The organism is Runella sp. SP2 (assembly GCF_003711225.1).
In the GTDB taxonomy this organism is placed as follows: Bacteria; Bacteroidota; Bacteroidia; order Cytophagales; family Spirosomataceae; genus Runella.
Window position 1 is genome coordinate 59,885 of the sequence record NZ_CP031030.1, and the last position, 22,116, is coordinate 82,000.

Consider the following 22,116-nt stretch of genomic DNA (forward strand, 5'->3'; position numbering starts at 1 on the left):
GGGGTATGATTGGGTACAGTGTCGATTGCAGCTAGTGGTCTGCAAATAGTATTTTTAAAACGAATATTTCAGGAAAATGGTGTAAAATTTATTGCTTTTTCCACCGCTTTCTTTTTTAGAGATGTATTTTTTGTGCTTGATACTAAAACAAAAAAATGGCACACTCAGTTACAAATTTGTGCTTTAAATGACTATTGCTAATTAGCAAAAAAAGTTTAATTTTAGATTGTTTCTAAATTAATTGAGACCTACTTTTGACCGCTGAAAATAGTAATAATCATCGTTTTAATTTAAAAAACTTAGATATGTCTTGGGTTACTCAAACACTATCAAGCTCAATTGGAAAAAAGTTGGTCATGGCCCTTTCTGGCTTGTTTTTATGCTCTTTTCTGATTGTTCACATGAGTGGAAATTTACAGTTGTTTAAACATGATGACGGCTTGGCCTTCAATGTCTATGCCGTTTTTATGACAACCAACCCCCTCATCAAAACGGTTTCGTACGGCCTGTACGCGCTTATTTTATTGCACGCCTTTGAAGGTTTGTATTTGGCAAAACAAAACCGTCAAGCGCGTGGAAATCAGCGCTATGTGGTTTCTAATGGAAAAGCAAATAGCTCGTGGTTTTCGCGTAGTATGGCGCTGCTTGGTACTATTTTGCTTGTGTTTATCGTCGTTCACATGTCAAACTTTTGGTTTGAATACAAGTTTGGGTACGTGCCTTACACGCAGTATGAGCAAAACCTCGTCACTGGTGAAGTCGTAGCTACTCCTTTCGAAGGTGAAATCAAAGGCAAAATGGAAGAATTTGTACGTGAAGAAAACCAAACGCGCGTGGTAATCGTGAAGGACTTGTACCGCAGCGTAATGGAAGGGTTCAAAAACCCAATTTTAGTACTTTTCTACGTGCTTTCTATGTTTGCGGTGTCGTTTCACTTGGTGCATGGCTTTAAGAGTGCTTTCCAAACGTTGGGAATCAATCACTCTAAGTACAACCCTTTGCTCAATTTCTTGGGCGTTGGGGTATTTGGTATCATCATTCCAATTGGCTTTGCTTTGATGCCTCTGTACTTCTTTTTCAAGAGCATGTAGATAGTTATCAGTTGGTTGTTATCTGTTATCAGAAGGGCTAAGGCATTCGATAGCAAATAACAATTGTATGGATAACGGGTTTCACAAATAACAGATAACGTTTAACGGACAACAGTAAATATGGCAACATCACCAAAATTGGACGCCAAAATCCCCGATGGGCTGCTTGAAAGTAAGTGGACAAAGTACCGCTCTACGGTAGCGCTCGTCAACCCCGCTAATAAGCGGAAACTCGAAATCATTGTTGTAGGAACTGGTTTGGCAGGAGCGTCAGCTGCTGCGACGTTGGCCGAACTAGGATATTCTGTGAAAGCTTTTTGTTTTCAAGATTCTGCCCGCCGTGCGCACTCAATCGCCGCCCAAGGGGGAATCAACGCCGCTAAAAACTACCAAAACGACGGTGACTCTACTTATCGTTTGTTTTATGATACCATCAAAGGAGGTGACTACCGCGCTCGCGAAGCAAACGTTTATCGCTTGGCACAGGTATCAGCTTCAATCATTGACCAATGCGTAGCGCAAGGTGTACCTTTTGCCCGTGAGTACGGCGGTTTGTTGTCAAACCGTTCGTTTGGTGGTACCCAAGTACAGCGTACCTTCTACGCCGCTGGTCAGACGGGCCAACAGCTTCTTTTGGGAGCTTATTCGGGGCTTCAACGCCAAGTAGGATTGGGTACGGTAAAAATGTACTCGCGTCACGAAATGCTCGACGTCGTAGTGATTGACGGCAAATGCCGTGGGATTATTGCGCGCAACCTCGTAACTGGTGAAGTAGAGCGCCACTTTGGCCATGCGGTGTTGTTGTGTTCAGGAGGATACGGAAACGTATTTTACCTTTCAACCAACGCCATGGGCTCCAACGTAACGGCGGCGTGGAAAGCACACAAAAAAGGAGCGTTCTTCGGAAACCCTTGCTTCACACAAATTCACCCAACTTGTATTCCTGTTTCGGGTGACCACCAGTCGAAACTGACGTTGATGTCGGAATCTTTGCGTAACGACGGCCGTATTTGGGTGCCTAAAAAGAAAAATGATACCCGCCCTGCGGACCAAATTCCAGAAGACGAGCGTGACTACTATTTGGAGCGCCGCTACCCTGCGTTTGGTAACCTCGTACCTCGTGACATTGCCTCGCGTGCCGCCAAAGAGCGTTGTGATGCGGGCTATGGCGTAGGAACGTCGAAAATGGCCGTTTATCTCGACTATTCAGCGGCGATTCAACGCTACGGAAAAGGAGAAGTCAACAAATTGAACCTCCACGATGCTTCTGCTGAAAAAATCACTGAACTTGGTAAAGCGGTAGTAAAAGAGAAATACGGTAACTTGTTTGACATGTACAAACAAATCACAGGCGAAGATCCCTACGAAGTGCCAATGCGTATTTATCCTGCGGTTCACTATACCATGGGTGGCCTTTGGGTGGATTATAACTTGATGACAACTGTACCAGGTTTGTACGCACTAGGAGAAGCTAACTTCTCTGATCACGGTGCCAACCGCCTCGGTGCAAGTGCCTTGATGCAAGGTTTGGCCGATGGATATTTTGTGATTCCTTACACAATCGGGGCTTATTTGGCCAATGAAATCCGTACCAACGCGATTTCGACCGACCACCCTGCGTTTGTGGAAGCTGAAAAACAAGTGACCGACCGCATTACAAAACTTCTTTCGATTAAAGGTAAAACTTCGCCAGAAGCATTCCACAAGCGTTTGGGTAAAATCATGTGGGATAAGTGCGGTATGGCACGTAACGAAGCTGGTTTGAAAGAGGCTATATCAGAAATCCAAGCACTGAAAAAGGAATTCTGGTCTGACGTTCGTGTAATGGGTGATGCCGATGAATTTAACCCTGAGCTTGACAAAGCTGGCCGCGTGGCTGACTTTATTGAGTTGGGTGAATTGATGTGCCGTGATGCTCTCAACCGCAACGAATCGTGTGGTGGTCACTTCCGTGAAGAGTACCAAACCGAAGAAGGTGAAGCACTTCGCGATGATGAAAACTACATGTACGTAGCGGCGTGGGAACACACTGGCGAAAGCCAATGGGAGCTCCACAAAGAGGATTTGGTGTATGAAAACATCAAAATTGCGCAGCGTTCTTACAAGTAAGAAAGTTATCCGTTAATTGTTATCAGTTATCTGGACATGGATGAAATTCGCTCTTTTCGAGATTTAAAATGTTGGAAAGAGGGTGTTGTACTTCGCAAGATGGCAAAACCACTATTAGAAAGATTCCCAACAGATGAAAAATATTGATTAACGGATCAACTTATTCGTGCGTTGCGCTCAGTTACTAACAATATTGCTGAAGGCTTTGGAAGGTACAATTACCAAGAGAACATTCAGTTTTGCAGAATTAGTCGCGGTTCGCTCACAGAAATTCAAGACCATTTCATCATTGCGTTAGAAGAAAATTATGTAACTTGGGAGGAGCAACAAGCCATTGATATTCAGGTTGAAAAGTGTGCAGCTCTTATTAATGGTTATATTAATTATTTGAAAAAGCGCAAAGATGCAGGTAACGGATAACGGATAACCAATAACAGATAACAAAATGTCAGCAGGAAATATGAACCTCACCTTGAAGGTGTGGAGACAAAAAAATAAAAAAACAGAAGGGAAAATCGAAACTTACCAAGTTGCTGGTATTTCGCCCGATATGTCATTCTTAGAGATGTTCGACGTATTGAACGAACAACTCATCGGTGAAGGCAAAGAACCTATCGCTTTCGACCACGATTGCCGCGAAGGTATCTGTGGAATGTGCAGCATGTACATCAACGGCCGTCCGCATGGGCCCAAAGGTGGTATCACCACTTGTCAGTTGCACATGCGTAGCTTTAGCGATGGAGATACGATTGTGGTAGAGCCTTGGCGCGCCAAAGCTTTCCCTGTTATCAAAGACTTGGTGGTTGATCGTTCTGCTTTTGACCGCATCCAAGCGGCAGGAGGGTTTGTATCGGTCAACACGGGTAATGCACAAGATGCAAACAGCATTCCAATTGCCAAAGAAGATGCCGACGAAGCATTTGCAGCAGCGGCGTGTATCGGCTGTGGCGCTTGCGTAGCGGCTTGTCAAAATGCTTCCGCGATGCTATTCGTATCGGCCAAAGTATCACAATTTGCGTTGTTGCCACAAGGCCAGCCAGAGCGTAAAATGCGCGTAGAGCGTATGGTAGCACAAATGGACGAAGAAGGCTTTGGCTCTTGTACCAACACAGGTGCGTGCTCGGCAGAGTGCCCGAAAGAAATCTCGTTGGAGCACATCGCTCGCCTCAACCGCGAATACTTAGGCGCTAAATTGACTTCACAGGGAGTTTAAATTTTTACAGCATCTTCATAAAAAAGCCATTCCTCGGAGTGGCTTTTTTTCTATCTATTATGATTCCGTTGCTTTCACAACCCTATCCGCACAATGCGTTATTTTCTCGCTACTGGCTCTTGGTTTCGGCAGGAGCTGGGAGCTTTATTGCGTTATTTTTGATTGTTTTTCAGCCTTTTGGGGCCTCTTATTGGCAGCACCCCGATAAAAATTTGATTTTGGCGGGATACGGGCTTGTGACTTTTTTGTGTTTGTCGGGCATTAGCCTGACCATGCCGCTTTTGTTCAAACGTTGGTATTCAGAGGCAAATTGGACGGTTGGAAAAGAGATTCTGGGGGTTTTGTTAATCTTAGTCATCATTTCGGTCGGAAACTGGCTTTACAGCCAATGGTTTTTTGTGAGTTCGTTTCGGATAAAAGAACTGTTTAGCTGGATAGGTATCACCGTCGCCATTGGTATCATTCCCACGACCATCATTACGTTGCTTGATTATACTCGTTTGCAGCGCAAATACGCAACCGACAAACTGTCGGTTAAAACAGATACGGAAGAACAACCCGCACCTGCGTCGCTGGAAACAATTACGCTAATCGCCGAAAATCTCAAAGACACCTTTAGCCTTTCGCCCGACGAACTGTTGTTTATCGAATCGGCCAGTAACTATTCGGAGGTGGTGTTTTTAAAGGAAAATAACCTTCAAAAAATGCTGATTCGGAGTAGCCTGAGCCGATTAGAAGAGCAGATTCAAAACAGCGACATCGTGCGGTGCCATCGTTCATTTATTGTTAATTTGAAACAAGTAACCAAAATCACGGGCAATGCCCAAGGCTACAAATTACAACTCAAAAACGTGGGTTATCCGCTGCCCGTTGCCCGTCGTTATACTGATTTGATGGCTGAATATTTTAAAAAATAGCTTGTCATTCGTCCCAAAATAGGGGATAAAAGCCCCAAAACGGGTCATTTGTCCCAAAATCTAGGCAAACGTCCCTTTTTTTTGGACAACCATCTTTGAGCTTCTACGTTTGTGTCAGTCAAAACACAAACCCGTTTTTTATGGAAGCTTTATTGAACCTAACAGCCACTCTCCAAAGAACTATTTTTACTATTGCCGCTTGTGCGGTACTTCATTCCGTTTCGGTTCAAGCGCAAACCGCTGAAAAGGACACAACGGTAGAACGCTTAAAAGTTCGGACGTCATTTGCCAAATCTTACTTTGGCATAGACGCTTTTACGACCACGGGCGGAACGACGCAATATCTCACCCCGAACGGCCTGTCATCGGTTGATTTTGGGGGAACTACCTCACCCCGTATTTTATTGGGCGGAACGCACTTTTGGGGACACGCTGATTTTTACGTCTCCATTCCTGTAGCTCAATTTGGCAAAAAAATCCCCGCCGAATTGGCCAATGTTTCCTACAACGAAGGCGTAGAAACGGGCGCACGTTTTTTTCCGTGGGCTATCAAAGAAGGTAAACTACGGCCTTTTGTAGGAATTGCCTTCAAAGGATTCAGTTTTGCTCAAATCTCCAACGAACCCAATAAACCCTATACCACAGTGCCGTCGGTGGCTAAAACCACCTTCCCCTTCCAAGCAGGTGCCGTGTATGCTACCAAAAAAGTATTGTTTCAAGCGGGGCTCAACTATCAGCGCCGTACCGATTTCCAATATCCACTGTCTCGTACCCAGTACGGTGCTTTGGAAGTATCCCCTTGGTCGTTTAATGTTGGACTCAGTTATTGGATTAATTCCAACGGAGGATTGGCTTCTAAATACGGTGAAAAGTACATGAAAATGGGCGTGAAAAAACTACAATCCCGCAACCGCTTGAACTGCTGGTACGTTGGAATTGGCCCATCAAGCTCGTTTGAAATCTCAAAATCAGAATATATTAATGATAAGTACCCGTTTTTGAAGCAAGAAAGCCCAGGAAGTTTGATTCCTGACATTGCCGCAGGACGTTACTTTCACAAAGCGGATGCCAATGTGGGCGTTTCTTACCGTAAATTAGGCTACGGCATGAGCGGCTACGGCGTACACCTCAATTACGAACGCCGTTCTTATACTTTTGAAACCTACAAATTTTTGGGCGATTACCACGGTTTTGTGCCTTACGTAGGCCCTACCTTGGCCTACGAAGACTTGCGATTTACAGATACCGACAACGGCGTCTCTAAATCATACGAAGCTAAAAAAGTAGCATTGGGGGTGATTTTTGGCTGGGATATTCGCATTAGTCGTTCGGAAACGTGGTTGTTGCGCACCAACCTGCGCTATACGCCCAACCTCCACCTCAAAGCCGAAGGTAAAAAAGTAATGTTTGACCAAATGGAATTTAATTTTATTCAGTTTGTGTGGATGGTCGGACGAAGACAGGCGTGGAAATAGCGACCAAACCTCCCGAAAGTTGGAAACTTTCGGGAGGTTTGGTTTGTAAGAAGGAACGATTATCTGCTTTTTTTACTTATACGCTTTTGGGATAAAAAATAGCAAAACACAGATGAAAGCAGTAGGATTTAAGACATCGTTACCCATTTCGGAAGAGGAGAGTTTTATTGAATTTGAAACCGCAAAGCCCCAACCCAGCGGGCACGAATTACTCGTGAAAATAAGCGCCATTTCGGTCAATCCTGTTGATTTTAAAATACGACAAAACTCCGCCAAAGGTACTGTACTAGATACGCCCAAAGTCATCGGATGGGATGCCGCAGGAGTGGTAGAGGCCGTAGGAGAAAACGTAAGTTTGTTTAGCGTCGGTGATAAAGTTTATTACGCAGGAGACATCACCAAGCCAGGCAGCAACTCGGAATACCAATTGATTGACGAGCGAATTGTGGGAAAACAACCGTCCACGTTGTCTGACGAAGCAGCGGCGGCCATGCCCTTGACGGTGCTGACGGCTTGGGAAATCTTTTTCGACCGTATGCGGCTTTCGGCTGAGCGTGATCAAAACAAAACCTTGCTCATCATTGGAGGAGCGGGAGGCGTAGGGTCGATTGCGATTCAAATCGCCAAAAAAGTCCTAGGCTTGAAAGTGATTGCTACGGCTTCGCGCCCAGAAACCATCGAATGGTGCCAACAAATGGGAGCTGATGTGGTTGTTAATCATCGAAATTTGGTAGAAGAAGTACGCGGTGCTGGGTTTCAGTTTGTCGATTTTATCGTTGATTTTGTGGATACCAATGGCTATTGGGATGCCATGGCTGAACTCATCAAGCCACAAGGACACATTGCTTCGATTACTGGCAGCGCAGTCCCTGTGGCGTTGAATAAACTCAAAAGCAAGAGTGTAAGCTTTTCGTGGGAACTAATGTACACTCGTTCGACCTACCAAACCGACGATATGATTGAACAGCATCACATTCTCAACCGCGTGGCACAACTACTCGACGAAGGGGTGTTGTTTACTACGCATACCCACACCCTTCACGGGTTATCGGCCGAAACACTCAAGCAAGCCCACGCGCAGCTGGAGTCGGGAACAACCATTGGGAAATGGGTGATTAAGTATGTTTAGTTAGACACTACTCGGTTGAGTACTTTTCCCGACATTTTTCCCAAAGTCAGCCCTTGGAAAATAATAGAGAAGACCACCACGAAGTAGGTCATTTGCAATAATAAATCTTTGTAGGGGTTAGCGCCTATGGCAAGTACCAAAGCGATTGAAACCCCGCCGCGTAGTCCTCCCCAAACAAGCATCGTGAGGGAGCCTTTATTGAGCTTGAAAGGAACAATGAGCGACGGCAACCAGATAGATAAAAATCGAGCAAAAAGCACTACTACAATGGCAATCGCCGAAACGACGGAGTAGGTGTTCAGTTTTAGGTCTGGAATGAGTAATAACTCGAACCCCATGAATAAGAACAAAATCGCATTCAGGATTTCGTCGTTTAGCTCCCAGAATTTTGTCAGATAGTCTTTGGTTTCGTCGCTCATAGCGGCTTTTTTACCGTAATTTCCAATAATAAGCCCTGCTGCGACCATCGTAAGCGGGCCAGACGTATGGGTAGCCTGTGCAATAAGGTAACCTCCCATCACGACTGATAGGGTAATAAGTACCGAAACGATGTAATCGTCGATGCCTTTGATGGCCTTAGAAGCCGTAAATCCAAGCAAAGTTCCCAATATAATTCCTCCCAACGCTTCTTTGGCCAATAACCACGAAATTGAAGTTAGCGAGATTTCGGTAGCTGGAAATTGTGCCAATTGTAAAATAACGGCAAAAAGTACAACGGCTACGCCATCATTAAAAAGTGACTCCCCTGCAATTTTGGTTTCAAGTGATTTGGGGACGTTGGCTTTTTTGAGAATGCCCAAAACAGCAATGGGGTCGGTGGGTGAAATTAGTGATCCAAACAGCAAACAATACAAAAAAGGCAATTCAAGGCCGAATAAAGGAAGACCATAGAACAAAACCCCACCAATGATAAAGGTGGAAATGATAACACTGATGGTTGAAAAAGTAAGAATAGGAAGGCGATGTTCCTTCAAATCGGCAAAGTTGACGTGAATAGCTCCTGCAAAAAGCAGAAAATTGAGCATTGCACCCATCAAAACCTCCGTAAAGTCAAATTCGGTGAGGAGTTTGAGAAGTTTCTGGGTAGTAACTGGAAAAAGCCAATGCCCCGCGAATCGTAGAATAATGGATACGAGAATGGCCATGACCATGATACCAATGGTAGGAGGGAGTTTTAGAAAACGGAGATTGATGTAAGCAAAAACAGATGCTAACACAATGAGAACCGAGAACGAATAATACAATTCCATAGCTGTGCTTTGGGGTGGATGGTTTAAAAAAATGTAAAAGAGTACCTGTCAACCTAGGTTGAAAATGAAAAACTGTGTAATGGTTGACTTAGAATAGTGATAGAAATAGCAAGCTTGTATAAGTACAACTAACCGATACAAATTCGGTAAATGCGTTTGTTTTGGCGGCTGTTAGTTGGCTGAAAAACAGCTTAAAAAAGAAACAAATGCTTTATGGCTTATACAATTGTGTTTTACTTGAAACGAACAATATACGAGTTTTTGTTGAAAAATCAAAATATTTAAAGCAAAAGTTAGGATTTTTTAGAAAAAACCGCCCTCAAAATAGCCAGTTTGTCAAAAAACAACTTCTCCAGAAAATAGCAAACTCACCATCAAGATAGGACTTGAACTAACAACAATGCTTCGTTGGCTGGGCGGATAAAAAAACTTCATTTCGTAGATTGCTCGATGGGCTGTCTTATGTGAATAGTACAATAATATTTCTCTCCCAAATGCAAGTTAGCGTATTTTAAAACCTAATTGTTTTATAAAAAAATTTGAAACCATTTGGTTTCGTGTTATATTTGCAACCGAATAGTTTCTTTTTGTTTAAAACTATGAGCAATCATGAGTAAAATAGATCAATGGCTCAAACAAATAAGGAAGATTTGGAAAGGCCGATTTTCTCAATTAGACGAAGTATTATCAACCTTAAAAAAACAAAAACAGCAATGAGCACCCGTTTTCTTTTTGATTTTTCGGTAAACAAGGCAGACAATACCATTCACATAAAACGTGAGTTTGCCGCAGATTTGGATTTGGTTTGGGAAGCGTGGACGAATCCCGAACTGCTCGACCTTTGGTGGGCGCCGAAGCCATATCGTACCCAAACTAAAAGCATGGACTTTTCAGAAGGGGGATATTGGCACTATTGTATGATTTCACCCGAAAACGAAGTGCATTGGTGCAGGGCTGATTATCAAAAAGTAGAGCCTAAAAAAAGCTTTTCGGGGCTTGATGCTTTCTGCGACGAAAACGGAACTGTCGTGCAAGATATTCCGCGTTCATTATGGAACAATGTGTTTGCAGAAAAAACTAACAAAGCCACTCTCGTTGAGATTACAATTTCGTACGATTCGCTGAGCGACCTCGAAAAAGTGGTTGAAATGGGCTTTAAAGAAGGCTTCTCGATGGCGCTCGAAAATTTGGATCAGTACTTGGAGACGCGGTGTCAATAACAATAGCACTGTGTACTACATCCCATTGAAACCGAGATAGGGAAGAAGAATGGCGTTGTTCAGGAGAAGTTTTCCTAAAGAGCGATTTTAACCATTGGAATAGCCGAAAAATACGAATACTAAGCTGGGTGAGCTGATTGAGCAGCCAAAACCGCCGAGTCCAGCCTTTTGGGCCAACAATGGAAGCATTGACGTACTGAGTGGAACCGATTGTGACGTGTCCGTGCGCTTCGTGGATGTGCCCAAACACGTGCAAACGTGGTCGAACCCGATGTTGGATAATGTCGAGTAAGTCGCGGCAGCCTTCGTGCGTGCCTTGGCTCGACGTATCGAGAATGCCAAAAGGAGGGCAGTGAGTTATCAAGACATCCGTATGAGGAGGGATAATTTTCCAATGGTGGCGGATGTCGCGTCCTCGCTTACGATTAAATGCCCAGTCGTGGTAGGCGGGTGAAACAGGCGAACCCCAAAAAAACAATCCTCCAATTTCGACACCGCTATCTTGAAGGTAATGTGCATTTGTCAATAATGCTTGTGTTTTTTTGGGTGATTTTTCAAAACAAAAGTCGTGGTTCCCAGCTACCACGACTTTGTGTTTGTGAGGTAACGTCCCTAGCCAAGTATTAAAATCGGCTACTTCACGCGCATCGCCAGCCACCGTAATATCACCTGCATGAATGAGCACATCTCCGTCGGGGATAAGCATTGCCCGATGGAGGTTGTGCGTGTCAGAAATACAGACGATTTTCATGAGAAAAACTCCTTATTTTACTCCTTTTAACTTCATCTGGGCAAAATAAGGGTGCTCTGGATTAACGATTAACTCTTGACGCAAAGGATGGACAAGCACATCCATGTCTTCAAGTGGAATGGCTCCAATGAGTACTTCACTGTCGCCAGGAAGAATCATAGCGTTGCAAATAGTACGTCTATTTTTAAAGCGTAGTTCAACTTGACTAACTACCTCACATTCGATGCGGTCGCCATTCGCCATTTGGCCAATTCGTTTTTCCATGACAGGAAACTGCATTTGGGCCTGAATGGATTCATTGATACAAAGCATATAGCTGCCAGTATCAACAAGCCCCGTAACATACATGCGCTTTATTTCATCTTCGCCAATGTAAAACTTGCGAGCCAATGCTAAATCTTCCGCATTGATAAGTTCTATCTCTGCATATACCAATCCCATACAAAAATTGTAATTTTAGATACTAAAACACTAAATGGATGGTTAAATATAGATAAATGCCCTCAAAATAGCTAGAGATTACAACTCAAAGCTTTCTTCTTCTTCCTCAAAAAACAAGTAATTTAAGAAATCGCAATAAGGTTTGATAAGGCGGCAACCGTTGACGATTTCCTGCGCAAAGTACGGCGAAGTTACTTCAGCATCGGTGTATTTGTGCATGAAAAAAAGCTGTTTGCGTTTCAATAGTGCGATGTCAGGATGATTTTCAGGGTAACCTTTGGGCATCCGCTGTAGGCTTTCGCCCCACGCTTCGGGGAAATACGTTCGGAACTCAGGGGCTTCAATGATACTTTTTAAAGCTTCTGGATTAAAATCAATCTCTTGCCGAAACTTCGCCAGTTGTTTTGGCGTAGGGTTCCACATTCCAGCGCCCAAAAACGATTCTCCAGGCTGAATATGCAGGTAAAAATCAATCCGCCCCGAGTGCCGTCCCCCTGGGCCAATCGCCGCCGAAAGCCATTGTTTATAGGGAGCTTTGTCTTTGGAAAAACGAATGTCGCGGTTGATACGAAACAGGCAATCTTTGGGTTCGGTGTTGGGGAGGTTTTCAAATTCTCCTACGCCTTTGATAAGGTCTTTCACCAATGCCTCCATTTCTTTTTTGGCGGCGTCATAGCGCTTACGGTGCTCAGTAAACCACTCACGGTTATTGTTTTCGGCTAGTTCTTGAAGAAACTCAAGGGTAGATAGTGTCAACATCAGATTTCGTATTTTGGCCTAAAAATAGCAATTTTGTTCCGCCCAAACGTAGGTCTGTCCAAAAGGCAGCGGAAAAGGGAAAACGTCACTAGTACAAACAATACACAATGGCTCGAATATTAACAGGTATCCAGAGTAGCGGTAAACCACACTTAGGTAACATTTTGGGCGCCATCTTGCCCGCGATTCAGTTGTCGGAAAAGTCTGATAACGAGTCGTTTTTGTTTATTGCAGATTTGCACTCCCTTACGACCATCAAAGATGCGAAAGTGCTCCAAGACAATACCCGTGCCGTAGCGGCGGCGTGGCTTGCGTGTGGTCTTGATACCGATAAAGTGGTGTTTTATCGTCAGTCGCGGGTGTCGGCGTACCATACCGAGCTAACGTGGTACTTGTCGTGCTTGACGCCTTATCCGATGTTGGCTAATGCGCACTCGTTCAAGGACAAGGCCGACCGCTTGGCCGATGTCAACGCGGGCTTGTTTGTGTATCCTGTGTTGATGGCCTCGGATATTTTGCTCTATGATGCCAATTATGTCCCCGTAGGTAAGGACCAAAAACAGCACCTTGAAATGACCCGCGACATGGCGGAGGCGTTTAACCGTACTTATGGTGATACATTTGTGATTCCTGAGGGGAAAATCGACGAGCGTTTGATGACCATCCCAGGTATCGACGGGCAAAAAATGAGCAAATCGTACGGTAATTACATTGATCTTTTTCAATCAGAAAAAGAGTTGCAGAAAGTAACCAAGAAAATTTTGTCGGACTCGACACCGCTCGAAGAACCCAAAAACCCAGAAACGGATCTTACGTTTAAATTGTATTCGCTGATTGCCAGCGAAAGCGATATTGCAACCATGCGCGAAAATTACCTCAAAGGTGGGTATGGCTATGGTCATGCCAAACAAGCATTTTTTGAAGCCCTAAAAACGCGTTTTGCCAAAGAGCGTGAGATGTTTACGTATTATTACGAAGAAAACCCCGCCGCACTCGAACAAAAACTCCAAGAAGGTGAAGAAAAAGCGCGTGCAATCGCCTCCAAAAAACTTGCCGAAGTGCGGGAAAAGATTGGGCTTTCTTAACCTTTTACGGTTTCCTGTTTGGGGTTTTTAAGTTTAAGTTTTTGTCATTCGAAAAAAAGGTCGGGGTATGAGTAGCCCCTTTTCAAGAAATGTGCCTTTAGGCACTGCCTATTTGTAGCTATAGGGATTTATTTTCTTATTTTAGTGTGCCGTAGGTACACAACATCGCTTACAAGTGGTGTACCTACGGCACACCAGATTGGATAACCCCTCATGGTTCTACAAATGTTAAGCCTCTATGAGGCATAAAACCAAGTACTTATCTTGAAAAGATCGCGTTAAGTTTGAGGTTTTGTCATTCGAAAAAAGGTCGGGGTATGAGTACCCCTCCACACAACCCTAAATGGTAAACCAAAAATGCTCCACGAGATTCAACAAGTTGATACACAGATTTTTTTGTCACTCAACGGCGCTCATGCACCTTGGGCTGACATGCTAATGTATTGGGTGACGGAGCGAAATACTTGGATTCCGATGTATGCCTTGTTGATTATTTGGTTGATATGGCAGTACAAACAGCAAGCAGGAGGGATGATTGGTGCCTTGATTTTAACGATTATCATTGCCGATCAAACTGCTTCTGGCTTGCTGAAACCGTGGGTGGAGCGTTTGCGGCCTTGTCACGTTGCTTACTTGCAGGACAAAATTCACTTGGTGGTTGAAGGCTGCGGAGGAACCTACGGATTTGCGTCGTCGCACGCAGCCAACAGTTTTGGGCTTGCTACGGCTTTATGGCTGCTCTGTGGTACGGTCATCCCGACCGTCAACCGACCCAATAAGTATCTCCTTTGGTTTTTTCCGTGGGCGGCGCTAGTGTCTTACAGCCGTGTTTACGTAGGAGTCCATTATCCATTAGACATCATTGCGGGGGCGATTATTGGGGTAGGCGCGGCTTTTGCGGCGGTTCAAATCGTAAGCTTTCTTTTAGCTCGTTTTGCCAAAAAATAACTACTTTTAGGTAAAACCTCCCTTGGTATGTTTGACGCGCTGCATCAATTGATTGCTCAATTTGTGACCTTCACCGACCGTGAAAAGGCAATTTTGGAGAACGCGTTTGTGTTTAAACAAGTGCCTCGAAAATTCGCCCTCGTGCGGCAAGGACAAGTGGCCAACGAACTGTATTTTATCAATAAAGGGATGCTGCGTCTTTTCTACGAAAACGAAGGAGATGAAATTACGGCCTTTATTTTTCGGGAAAATCTCTTTGCCAGTAGTTACGATAGTTTCTTGCGACAAACGCCCAGTATTCAGTCATTAGAAGCGCTAGAGGAGGCTGATTTGTTGGTGATTACCCAGTCTAAAATGAACGAACTATACGAGGAGCTTCCCAAATTCAACATTCTCACCCGTAAAATCGCGGAACAACGGTTTATCAATGCCCAGCAGATTTTGTCTTCTTTTTTGCTCGATAGCCCAGAGGAACGTTATGCAAAGTTCGTAGAACAAAATGGCGATTTGTTGCTAAGAGTCACTCACCACATCATCGCTTCGTACTTGGGAATGACTCCCGTATCGATGAGCCGCATCCGAAACCGACTTGCGCAACAAAAACGCTAACTGAACGCATTTCTTTACAATTGTTAATGGAGGGGGAGGGGCTGGTAAGCTACTTTTGCAACATCATTAAATGTTGCTGTCATGAAACACAAAATTAGAACCGAAATCGTCATCAATGCTTCCAAAGAAAAGGTTTGGAACATCCTCGCTGACCTCGATGCTTACGCCGTTTGGAACCCCTTTATTGTAAAAAGTGAGGGTATCTTACGAGTGGGTACAAAACTTAAAAATACGCTCCAAAACGGCGAGAAAACCATTGTATTTAAGCCAGAAGTAGTAGAAGTAGAGCCCAATAGAAGCTTTGGTTGGCTAGGTTCGCTTTGGATAAAAGGGCTTTTTGATGGCCATCATTACTTTGAAATTGAAGAAATTTCGGCAAACCAAGTCAACCTGATTCACGGAGAAAACTTCTCGGGCATTCTTAGTTCGTTGATTCTAAAGCAAATTGGAAACGATACCCGAAACAACTTCGTCAGAATGAATCAGGCGCTAAAAAGTCGGGCTGAACAAGGGGCGTAGAAATGATTGGTAAATGATTCGTTGGTTTAAAAAAATAGTTACTTTTGCCAAAAGTCATTTTACTACGTTATTTCAACCATTTCAGACAGACATGAAAAGAACCCTAATCGCTTTTGTAGCGCTGGCCGCTATGGCTTCCTCTTGCACCGTAAGCCGCAATTCCATGCGAGAAGCCAACTATCAGTTATGGCTTCACCACGAAGATTTAGAATTGTCGGAGCAAGTGGTGGGAGAAGCCAATCAAACCAAAGTGTTGATGGTTGATTGGAAACGCCTTTTTGGTGGAAAATGGGAGTTTGGGCAGGCAGGGAATTTGCCCAGTGACCCTTTTGGTCCGCAACTCAACGGGAGTGTTACAGGTGTGGCTGCGAGCCAAGTAGAGGCGGTAAACTTTGTCATCAATGGTATTATTGGCTTAAATAATGTTTCGCGGGTGGAGCAAATGGCGATGTTTGACCTTATGCGCAAAAACCCAGGGTACGACATGATTATTTTTCCGCAATTTGCCGCGCGGCGTAAGTGGTTTGTAATAGGGTCTAAAACCAACGTGACCGTCAAAGCAAGGCTCGCTCGTATGAAACCGACTAAGTAGTTGCCAGTCCTTCCAAGCTTGTCAAAACTTGGAAGGACTATTCGCTTTTCTAAAAGATTCTCCGTACCTTTGCGGAAATTTTCTACAGGGCATGGCCTCTTTCAATCCAATCAAAATATTTTCTGGCTTACAATCAACGTACCTAGCCGAAAAGATCGCTCGCCACTACGGGCGCGACTTAGGTGGTTACAATTTACGCCGTTTTAGCGATGGTGAATTGTCCCCAAGTTTTGAAGAATCATTGCGCGGATGCGACGTGTATTTGGTTCAGTCAATGTTTGGCTCGGCAGATAACTTCTTGGAGTTGCTGTTGATGATTGACGCCGCTAAGCGTGCGTCAGCACACGAAGTAACGGCCGTGATTCCGTACTTTGGTTATGCACGTCAAGACCGCAAAGACAAACCTCGCGTACCCATTGCGGCAAAGTTGGTTGCTAACCTTCTAACGGCAGCAGGTGCAGAGCAAATCATGACGCTCGACCTTCACGCAGGAGCAATTCAAGGTTTTTTTGATATACCAATGGTGCATTTGGAAGGCAGCAGCGTGTTTGTTCCTTACATCAAGAGCCTAGAGTTGGAAAACCTCGTCATCGCGTCGCCCGATGTAGGGGGAGCGGCACGTGCTCGTAACTTTGCGAAGTTCTTTAACGCCGACATCATCCTTTGTGACAAGTACCGTAAACGTGCCAATGAAGTGGCATCGATGCAGGTAATTGGTGATGTGAAAGACGCCAACGTTGTCTTTATTGATGACTTGATTGATACGGGCGGAACGATGTGTAAAGCAGCGGAGCTTGTTATGAGTAAAGGTGCTAAGTCGGTGCGGGCCATCTGTACCCACCCCGTGATGTCTGGAGATGCGCATACACGTATTCGCACGTCGGTATTGGAAGAACTCATCGTGACGGATACCATCCCGTTGCGCGAAGAAAATGACAAGATTAAGGTATTGTCGGTGTCAGAGCTTTTTGCCAAAGCCATCGGCCGTATCCGTGACCATGAGTCTATTAGTTCATTGTTTATAAATCCAGCGTAGGCATACGTTTACGCTTTTCAACACGTACCTTTTAATCCCAAGGTACGATTCACCAAAACACTCCCCTTTGGGATTAGGGGCCAATTAATTATGAAAAGTACAGAGATTGTAGGGTTTAAAAGAGCGAATCTCGGCAAACAAGAAGCTCGCACGTTGCGTTTAGAAGCAAAAGTTCCATGTGTATTGTACGGAGGTTCAGAGCAAGTTCACTTCTCAGCGCCAATGTATTTGTTCCGCGAATTACTTTTTACACCCGATGTGTATAACGTAACGTTGAACATCGAAGGAACTATTTACAACGCGATTTTGCAGGATGTACAATATCACCCAGTAAGTGACATTATCCTTCACGCTGACTTCTTGTTGATTCAAGAAGGAAAAGAAGTCAAAGTGGATGTACCTGTTCGTTTTATCGGAACGGCAGTAGGTGTGACTAAAGGGGGGAAATTGGTACAAAAACTTCACAAAATCAAAGTTCAAGGTATGGCAGATAGCATCCCTGATTACGTGGATGTTCCGGTAGCTGAACTTGATTTGGGTAAATCAGTGAAAGTTGGACACTTGAAGGTAGAAGGTTTCAAAATTTTGAATAACCCTTCGTTGCCAATCGCAGGGGTAGAAATCCCACGTGCATTGCGCGGTACGTTGAAGTAATCTTCTTAACGTAAGAAAGCCCCGCATTTGCGGGGCTTTCTTCGTTTATAATGTGGCTACTCAGTTGCTTATGCCAATTGTTCTGCCTCAGGAAGGAAAGAATTTAATTTTGCTTTCAACGTAGCTTCTGGAACTGCACCTACTACGCGGTCAACCATCTTACCATCTTGGAAAAACAACAACGTAGGGATACTACGAATTCCAAATTTAACAGCTGTTTCAGGGTTTGAGTCAACGTCAACCTTACCAATCGTCGCTTTGCCATCGAAGTCACCTGCCAGTTTTTCTACTACAGGGCCTACCAAACGGCAAGGTCCACACCATTCTGCCCAAAAGTCAACCAATGTAATGGTCTTATCAGAATTTTCTACTATTTCGCTAAAGTTAGCATCCGTGATTTCGAGTGCCTTTCCCATTTTCGTAAGAATGACCGGGTCGCCGGTACGATAAATATGTGTTTAAATATTTAATCAGTAAACCATTTGACCCCTTGTAAAAGTTCCAAAGTAAACATAGCAATCTTTTGTGCTGTGCTGATTCATCGTTTTTGGAGAGCAGACCTTCGGTTTTGAGAAACCGAAAGGACGAAGTTCAGGTTTTGAGAAACCTTAACCACAGGGAGGATACCGTGAAGGTTTTGAGAAACCTTCACCACGAGGAGAAGCCTGCGCCACGAGGGAGAAACCTGCGCCACTGGAAAACCCTTCAAGACAGTTTAGGGAAGAGGCTAGTTTTTATTGTCGCTACCAATTGGTCAATGGGGGCAAGGGCATCTAACCAGTGAATCGTTAGTCCGTCGCGCTCCATTTTACGGAAAAAGGTCATTTGGCGTTTGGCAAACTGATGAATGGCAACGTTGAGCCGCTCGACCATCGTTGTGTAGTCAAGTACGCCTGTTAGGTATTCTGTAATAAACTTGTATTCTAACCCATAATAAATCAGTTGTTCGGGAGTCAGTCCTTGGTTGAGCAGGGTTTGTACTTCGTCAATCATTCCGCTTTGAAGGCGCTGATGCAAGCGGTGGGTAATGCGCGTTCGCCGTTCTTCGACGGGTATATCAAGTCCGAAAATTTGGTAATGAAGCGGGGAGGGTGGTGCTGTTTCAAACGAATGCGTTTGTAGATACTCTGCAATCTCTATGGCACGTACAAGTCGTTTTCGGGTGGAGGTATCAGCCAAGGCAGAATAAGCCGAGGGCATGGCACGAAAACGCGTTAAAAGGGCTTCGTCGGACAGCGTTTCAAGTTGCTGTCGTAGTGCTTCATCAACGGGGATGCCCGTAAACTGGTATTGCTTTAAGACCGATTCGATGTATAACCCCGTTCCGCCGCATAAAATAGGCGTATGATGGCGGCTTTGAATGGCGTTAAAGGCAGCCTGAAAATCGACTTGGAAACGATGTACGTGATACGCTTCGCCCGCGTCGCAGATGTCGATGAGGTGATAAGGAATGTTTTTCCCATCAACGATGTATTCGTCCAAATCTTTCCCTGTACCGATGTTCATGCCTCGGTACACCTGCCGCGAGTCAGCGCTGATGATTTCTCCTTCGACTTGGGCCGCAAGCTGCGTAGCCAAGCGGGTTTTTCCGCAGGCGGTAGGTCCAAGAATGACAATGAGCGGAGCGTCTGTCATGTCAACTAACAAAAAGGTGCTGAAAGACGCGTCTTTCAGCACCAATAAAAAATGGTTTCATCAACAATTATTACACCGTTTCTGCCGCTGGTTCGGTAGGCATTTCTACGACTACGGCTTTTTTGGTCGAACGTTTTTGTTTGGCATTATTCAACGATGCTTTCACAAAATGAACAAACAACGGGTGCGGCGCCATGACCGTACTTTTGAGCTCAGGGTGATACTGTACCCCAATAAAATACGGGTGGTTGGCAAGCTCGATGACCTCCACAAGGTCGTTTTCAGGGTTGATACCCGACATGGTCATGCCAGCTTTTTCGAAATCGGCACGGTACAAGTTGTTAAATTCGTAGCGGTGGCGGTGGCGTTCGCTGATTTTAGTTTTGCCATAAATCTTATGCGCCAACGTACCCGACTGCAACTTACAAGCATAAGCCCCCAAGCGCATGGTGCCACCTTTGTTCGTGATATTTTTTTGGTCTTCCATCATGCCAATCACCGCGTGGTCGGTTTCGCTGTCCATCTCAGTGGAGTGCGCATCGGCCCAACCCAATACGTTGCGAGCGTATTCAATGACGGCCATTTGCATACCCAAACAAATCCCAAAAAACGGAATGTTGTGTTCGCGAACGTACTGTACGGCGGCGATTTTACCTTCGATACCGCGTTCGCCAAAACCTGGAGCTACCAAAACACCGTCGAGCGACGCCATTTTTTCGGCGGCATTTTCAGGGGTGAGGTGCTCTGAGTGAATCCATTCGATTTCGACTTTGCACTCATTGACCGCACCTGCATGAATAAACGACTCTGTGATGGATTTGTAAGCGTCGTGTAGCTCTACGTATTTACCCACCAAACCAATACGAATGTGGTGCTTGGGGTTTTTGAGGCGATCCACAAATACTTGCCATGCTTCCAAATCCACGTCTTTGTCGTCGTAGATGTCTAGCATGTACAACACCCGCTGGTCGAGGCGTTCTTTTTTCATCAAAAGCGGTACGTCGTAAATCGTCGATGCGTCCATGGCTTCAATGACCGACGCAGGTTGAACGTTACAGAACAACGCGATTTTACGGCGCATTTCGTGCGGAAGCGGATGCTCCGTACGGCATACCAAAATATCGGGTTGGATACCTGATTCTTGGAGCATACGAACTGAGTGCTGGGTAGGTTTGGTTTTCAACTCACCTGCCGAACTCAAGTACGGAATCAGCGTCAGGTGAATGACCAACGCATCGTTTTCGCCCAATTCAAATTTCAACTGACGAACAGCTTCTAAAAAGGGGAGAGATTCGATATCGCCTACACAGCCTCCGATTTCGGTAATCACGATGTCATATTCGCCCGATTCGCCGAGAAGAAGCATCCGTTTTTTGATTTCATCGGTAATGTGAGGAACTACCTGTACGGTTTTTCCCAAGAAGTCACCGCGGCGTTCGCGCATGATGACATCGTAATAAATACGGCCCGTAGTGACGTTATTAGCTTGCGAGGTACGCTCATTCAAAAAGCGCTCGTAGTGCCCCAAATCGAGGTCAGTTTCGGCGCCGTCGTCTGTTACATAGCATTCACCGTGTTCGTAGGGGTTGAGTGTTCCTGGGTCAACGTTGATGTAAGGGTCAAATTTTTGGATAGTGACCGACAATCCGCGTGATTGGAGGAGTTTTGCGAGTGAAGAGGCAATAATCCCCTTTCCCAATGAAGATGTTACACCGCCAGTAACGAAGATATATTTTGCGGTTTTTTGCCCGTGAGCAGCCATGACTTTGGAGTTTGTTTGGACTGGTTACGGGATACAAAGGTACATAATTTTACGTCTGTGTCGCTATCTAAATTGAACTTGATTTTTAATAAAAAGGCTAAGTCGTTGATAGACAGTAGTGAAAATTGTATTAAAAAAAGTTGATAATTATCTCTCTCGCTGGCTTACCAAGAGATTAACCTAACTTTTGTACATTTACTCAGAGAAGTAATTCTGGGGATTATTCCCTGTAGAGGGAGTGTTTTTATTTTCAAATTTTCTCATTTTCAAATTAAGTAAATTCTTGTTATGTCCACGATTTTTCGTTTGTTGTTACGGGTTGTTTTTGCGGTAGTGCTAGTGAGCGGGGTAATTGCCCTGTGGGAAGCGTTCAAAACGGGGAATTGGTTTTCGTTGGGGGCTGAAAACGAGACCCAAACTACCCACGCTGTGGTGCTTGAAGAAGTACAAGCGCTGGGAAAATTAGAGTTAGTTCGGTACAATTTTAAGGACATTGTCGAACACGAACAGGTGGTGCAATGGCTCCCCAACCCCAAAGCAGTACTCATTGTGCAAGGCGAAGCGATTGGTTGCATTGATTTGACGAAAATCACCACTTCGGACGTTACGGAGGCATCGGACACGGTGATTGTGCACTTGCCCGAACCCGAACTTTGCAGCTACAAAATCGACCATTCCAAATCGAAAGTTTATAATACTGAATACGCTTTCATGGAAGAAGCCAAACTCGTGCAAGCGGCTTACCAACACGCCGAGCAGCAAATCCAAAAAGCAGCCTTAGAAATGGGGATTTTGGAGCAGACCAAACAAAACGCCAATCAAATCTTGAGGCCTGTACTGGAAAAAGTATCAGGGAAAAAAGTAGTGCTGCGCTATCGGATGAAAGCGACGCTGGCGAAGCCTCGGTGACACAAAATGAAT

22 protein-coding genes and 1 pseudogene are annotated in these 22,116 nt (G+C 44.7%); 16 read left to right on the top strand and 7 right to left on the bottom strand.

Going from position 1 to position 22,116, the window contains the following annotated elements:
- Positions 1-305: 305 nt before the first annotated feature.
- The 7 genes and pseudogenes from DTQ70_RS00245 to DTQ70_RS00275 all read left to right on the top strand — a co-directional run bounded on the left by DTQ70_RS00245 (position 306) and on the right by DTQ70_RS00275 (position 7,934).
- A complete protein-coding gene (locus DTQ70_RS00245) occupies positions 306-1,091 on the top strand; it encodes a succinate dehydrogenase cytochrome b subunit (protein ID WP_122928942.1) in 786 nt (261 codons plus the stop codon).
- Positions 1,092-1,211: 120 nt separating this feature from the next.
- Complete coding sequence (locus DTQ70_RS00250) at positions 1,212-3,200, top strand: fumarate reductase/succinate dehydrogenase flavoprotein subunit (protein WP_122928943.1); 1,989 nt, start codon at positions 1,212-1,214, stop codon at positions 3,198-3,200.
- Between the two features lie 159 nt (positions 3,201-3,359).
- Positions 3,360-3,620 (top strand): annotated as a pseudogene (locus DTQ70_RS00255) (four helix bundle protein); the annotation flags it as partial.
- Positions 3,621-3,660: 40 nt separating this feature from the next.
- Complete coding sequence (locus DTQ70_RS00260) at positions 3,661-4,413, top strand: succinate dehydrogenase/fumarate reductase iron-sulfur subunit (RefSeq protein WP_206019739.1); 753 nt, start codon at positions 3,661-3,663, stop codon at positions 4,411-4,413.
- A 38-nt stretch (positions 4,414-4,451) separates the two neighbouring features.
- On the top strand, positions 4,452-5,330 hold the full coding sequence (locus DTQ70_RS00265) for a LytTR family DNA-binding domain-containing protein (protein ID WP_164489785.1): 879 nt from the start codon (positions 4,452-4,454) through the stop codon (positions 5,328-5,330).
- 140 nt (positions 5,331-5,470) lie between these two features.
- Entirely contained in the window at positions 5,471-6,805 is a 1,335-nt protein-coding gene (locus DTQ70_RS00270; RefSeq protein WP_122928946.1) for a hypothetical protein, read from the top strand.
- A gap of 112 nt (positions 6,806-6,917) precedes the next feature.
- On the top strand, positions 6,918-7,934 hold the full coding sequence (locus DTQ70_RS00275; protein ID WP_122928947.1) for a zinc-binding alcohol dehydrogenase family protein: 1,017 nt from the start codon (positions 6,918-6,920) through the stop codon (positions 7,932-7,934).
- Here DTQ70_RS00275 and DTQ70_RS00280 read toward each other — a convergent pair.
- On the bottom strand, positions 7,931-9,184 hold the full coding sequence (locus DTQ70_RS00280) for a sodium:proton antiporter (protein ID WP_122928948.1): 1,254 nt from the start codon (positions 9,182-9,184) through the stop codon (positions 7,931-7,933). The two genes, DTQ70_RS00275 and DTQ70_RS00280, sit on opposite strands and share 4 nt — an antisense overlap.
- A gap of 713 nt (positions 9,185-9,897) precedes the next feature.
- Between DTQ70_RS00280 and DTQ70_RS00285 the strand changes: the two genes are divergently transcribed.
- Entirely contained in the window at positions 9,898-10,404 is a 507-nt protein-coding gene (locus tag DTQ70_RS00285) for an SRPBCC domain-containing protein (RefSeq protein ID WP_122934214.1), read from the top strand.
- Here the strand turns inward: DTQ70_RS00285 and DTQ70_RS00290 are convergent.
- The 3 genes from DTQ70_RS00290 to DTQ70_RS00300 form a co-directional block, all read right to left on the bottom strand.
- Positions 10,340-11,155: a metallophosphatase domain-containing protein gene (locus DTQ70_RS00290; protein ID WP_122928949.1), complete on the bottom strand. Its 816-nt coding sequence runs from the start codon at positions 11,153-11,155 to the stop codon at positions 10,340-10,342. The two genes, DTQ70_RS00285 and DTQ70_RS00290, sit on opposite strands and share 65 nt — an antisense overlap.
- A 12-nt stretch (positions 11,156-11,167) precedes the next feature.
- The gene (locus DTQ70_RS00295; protein ID WP_122928950.1) at positions 11,168-11,596 is read right to left on the bottom strand and encodes a retropepsin-like aspartic protease; all 429 of its coding nucleotides are present in this window, start codon (positions 11,594-11,596) and stop codon (positions 11,168-11,170) included.
- A gap of 78 nt (positions 11,597-11,674) precedes the next feature.
- Positions 11,675-12,355, bottom strand: a complete 681-nt coding sequence (locus tag DTQ70_RS00300; RefSeq protein WP_206019616.1) for a DUF2461 domain-containing protein — start codon at positions 12,353-12,355, stop codon at positions 11,675-11,677.
- 107 nt (positions 12,356-12,462) lie between these two features.
- Between DTQ70_RS00300 and trpS the strand changes: the two genes are divergently transcribed.
- The 7 genes from trpS (at position 12,463) to DTQ70_RS00335 (ending at position 17,798) form a co-directional block, all read left to right on the top strand.
- Positions 12,463-13,440, top strand: a complete 978-nt coding sequence (gene trpS, locus DTQ70_RS00305) for a tryptophan--tRNA ligase (protein WP_122928951.1) — start codon at positions 12,463-12,465, stop codon at positions 13,438-13,440.
- Between the two features lie 357 nt (positions 13,441-13,797).
- Positions 13,798-14,388 carry a phosphatase PAP2 family protein gene (locus DTQ70_RS00310; RefSeq protein WP_122928952.1) on the top strand — a complete coding sequence of 197 codons (591 nt, stop codon included), beginning with the start codon at positions 13,798-13,800 and terminating at the stop codon, positions 14,386-14,388.
- A 27-nt stretch (positions 14,389-14,415) separates the two neighbouring features.
- Positions 14,416-14,997 carry a Crp/Fnr family transcriptional regulator gene (locus DTQ70_RS00315; protein WP_122928953.1) on the top strand — a complete coding sequence of 194 codons (582 nt, stop codon included), beginning with the start codon at positions 14,416-14,418 and terminating at the stop codon, positions 14,995-14,997.
- An 81-nt stretch (positions 14,998-15,078) separates the two neighbouring features.
- Positions 15,079-15,516 (top strand): SRPBCC domain-containing protein, encoded by a 438-nt coding sequence (locus DTQ70_RS00320; protein WP_122928954.1) that lies wholly within the window; start codon positions 15,079-15,081, stop codon positions 15,514-15,516.
- Positions 15,517-15,607: 91 nt separating this feature from the next.
- Positions 15,608-16,108, top strand: coding sequence for a hypothetical protein (locus DTQ70_RS00325; protein WP_164489786.1), 501 nt, complete (start codon positions 15,608-15,610; stop codon positions 16,106-16,108).
- A 91-nt stretch (positions 16,109-16,199) separates the two neighbouring features.
- A complete protein-coding gene (locus DTQ70_RS00330; protein ID WP_122928956.1) occupies positions 16,200-17,144 on the top strand; it encodes a ribose-phosphate pyrophosphokinase in 945 nt (314 codons plus the stop codon).
- Positions 17,145-17,234: 90 nt separating this feature from the next.
- On the top strand, positions 17,235-17,798 hold the full coding sequence (locus DTQ70_RS00335) for a 50S ribosomal protein L25/general stress protein Ctc (protein WP_122928957.1): 564 nt from the start codon (positions 17,235-17,237) through the stop codon (positions 17,796-17,798).
- 68 nt (positions 17,799-17,866) lie between these two features.
- On the opposite strand, the gene trxA is transcribed toward DTQ70_RS00335, so the two are convergent.
- From trxA to DTQ70_RS00350, 3 genes are all read right to left on the bottom strand, one after another.
- Positions 17,867-18,214, bottom strand: coding sequence for a thioredoxin (gene trxA / locus DTQ70_RS00340; protein ID WP_122928958.1), 348 nt, complete (start codon positions 18,212-18,214; stop codon positions 17,867-17,869).
- Between the two features lie 289 nt (positions 18,215-18,503).
- Positions 18,504-19,475, bottom strand: coding sequence for a tRNA (adenosine(37)-N6)-dimethylallyltransferase MiaA (gene miaA, locus DTQ70_RS00345; RefSeq protein WP_229600043.1), 972 nt, complete (start codon positions 19,473-19,475; stop codon positions 18,504-18,506).
- Positions 19,476-19,503: 28 nt separating this feature from the next.
- Entirely contained in the window at positions 19,504-21,195 is a 1,692-nt protein-coding gene (locus DTQ70_RS00350; protein ID WP_122928960.1) for a CTP synthase, read from the bottom strand.
- A gap of 288 nt (positions 21,196-21,483) precedes the next feature.
- Between DTQ70_RS00350 and DTQ70_RS00355 the strand changes: the two genes are divergently transcribed.
- Positions 21,484-22,104, top strand: a complete 621-nt coding sequence (locus tag DTQ70_RS00355; protein WP_122928961.1) for a DUF4230 domain-containing protein — start codon at positions 21,484-21,486, stop codon at positions 22,102-22,104.
- The last annotated feature ends 12 nt before the right edge of the window (positions 22,105-22,116 follow it).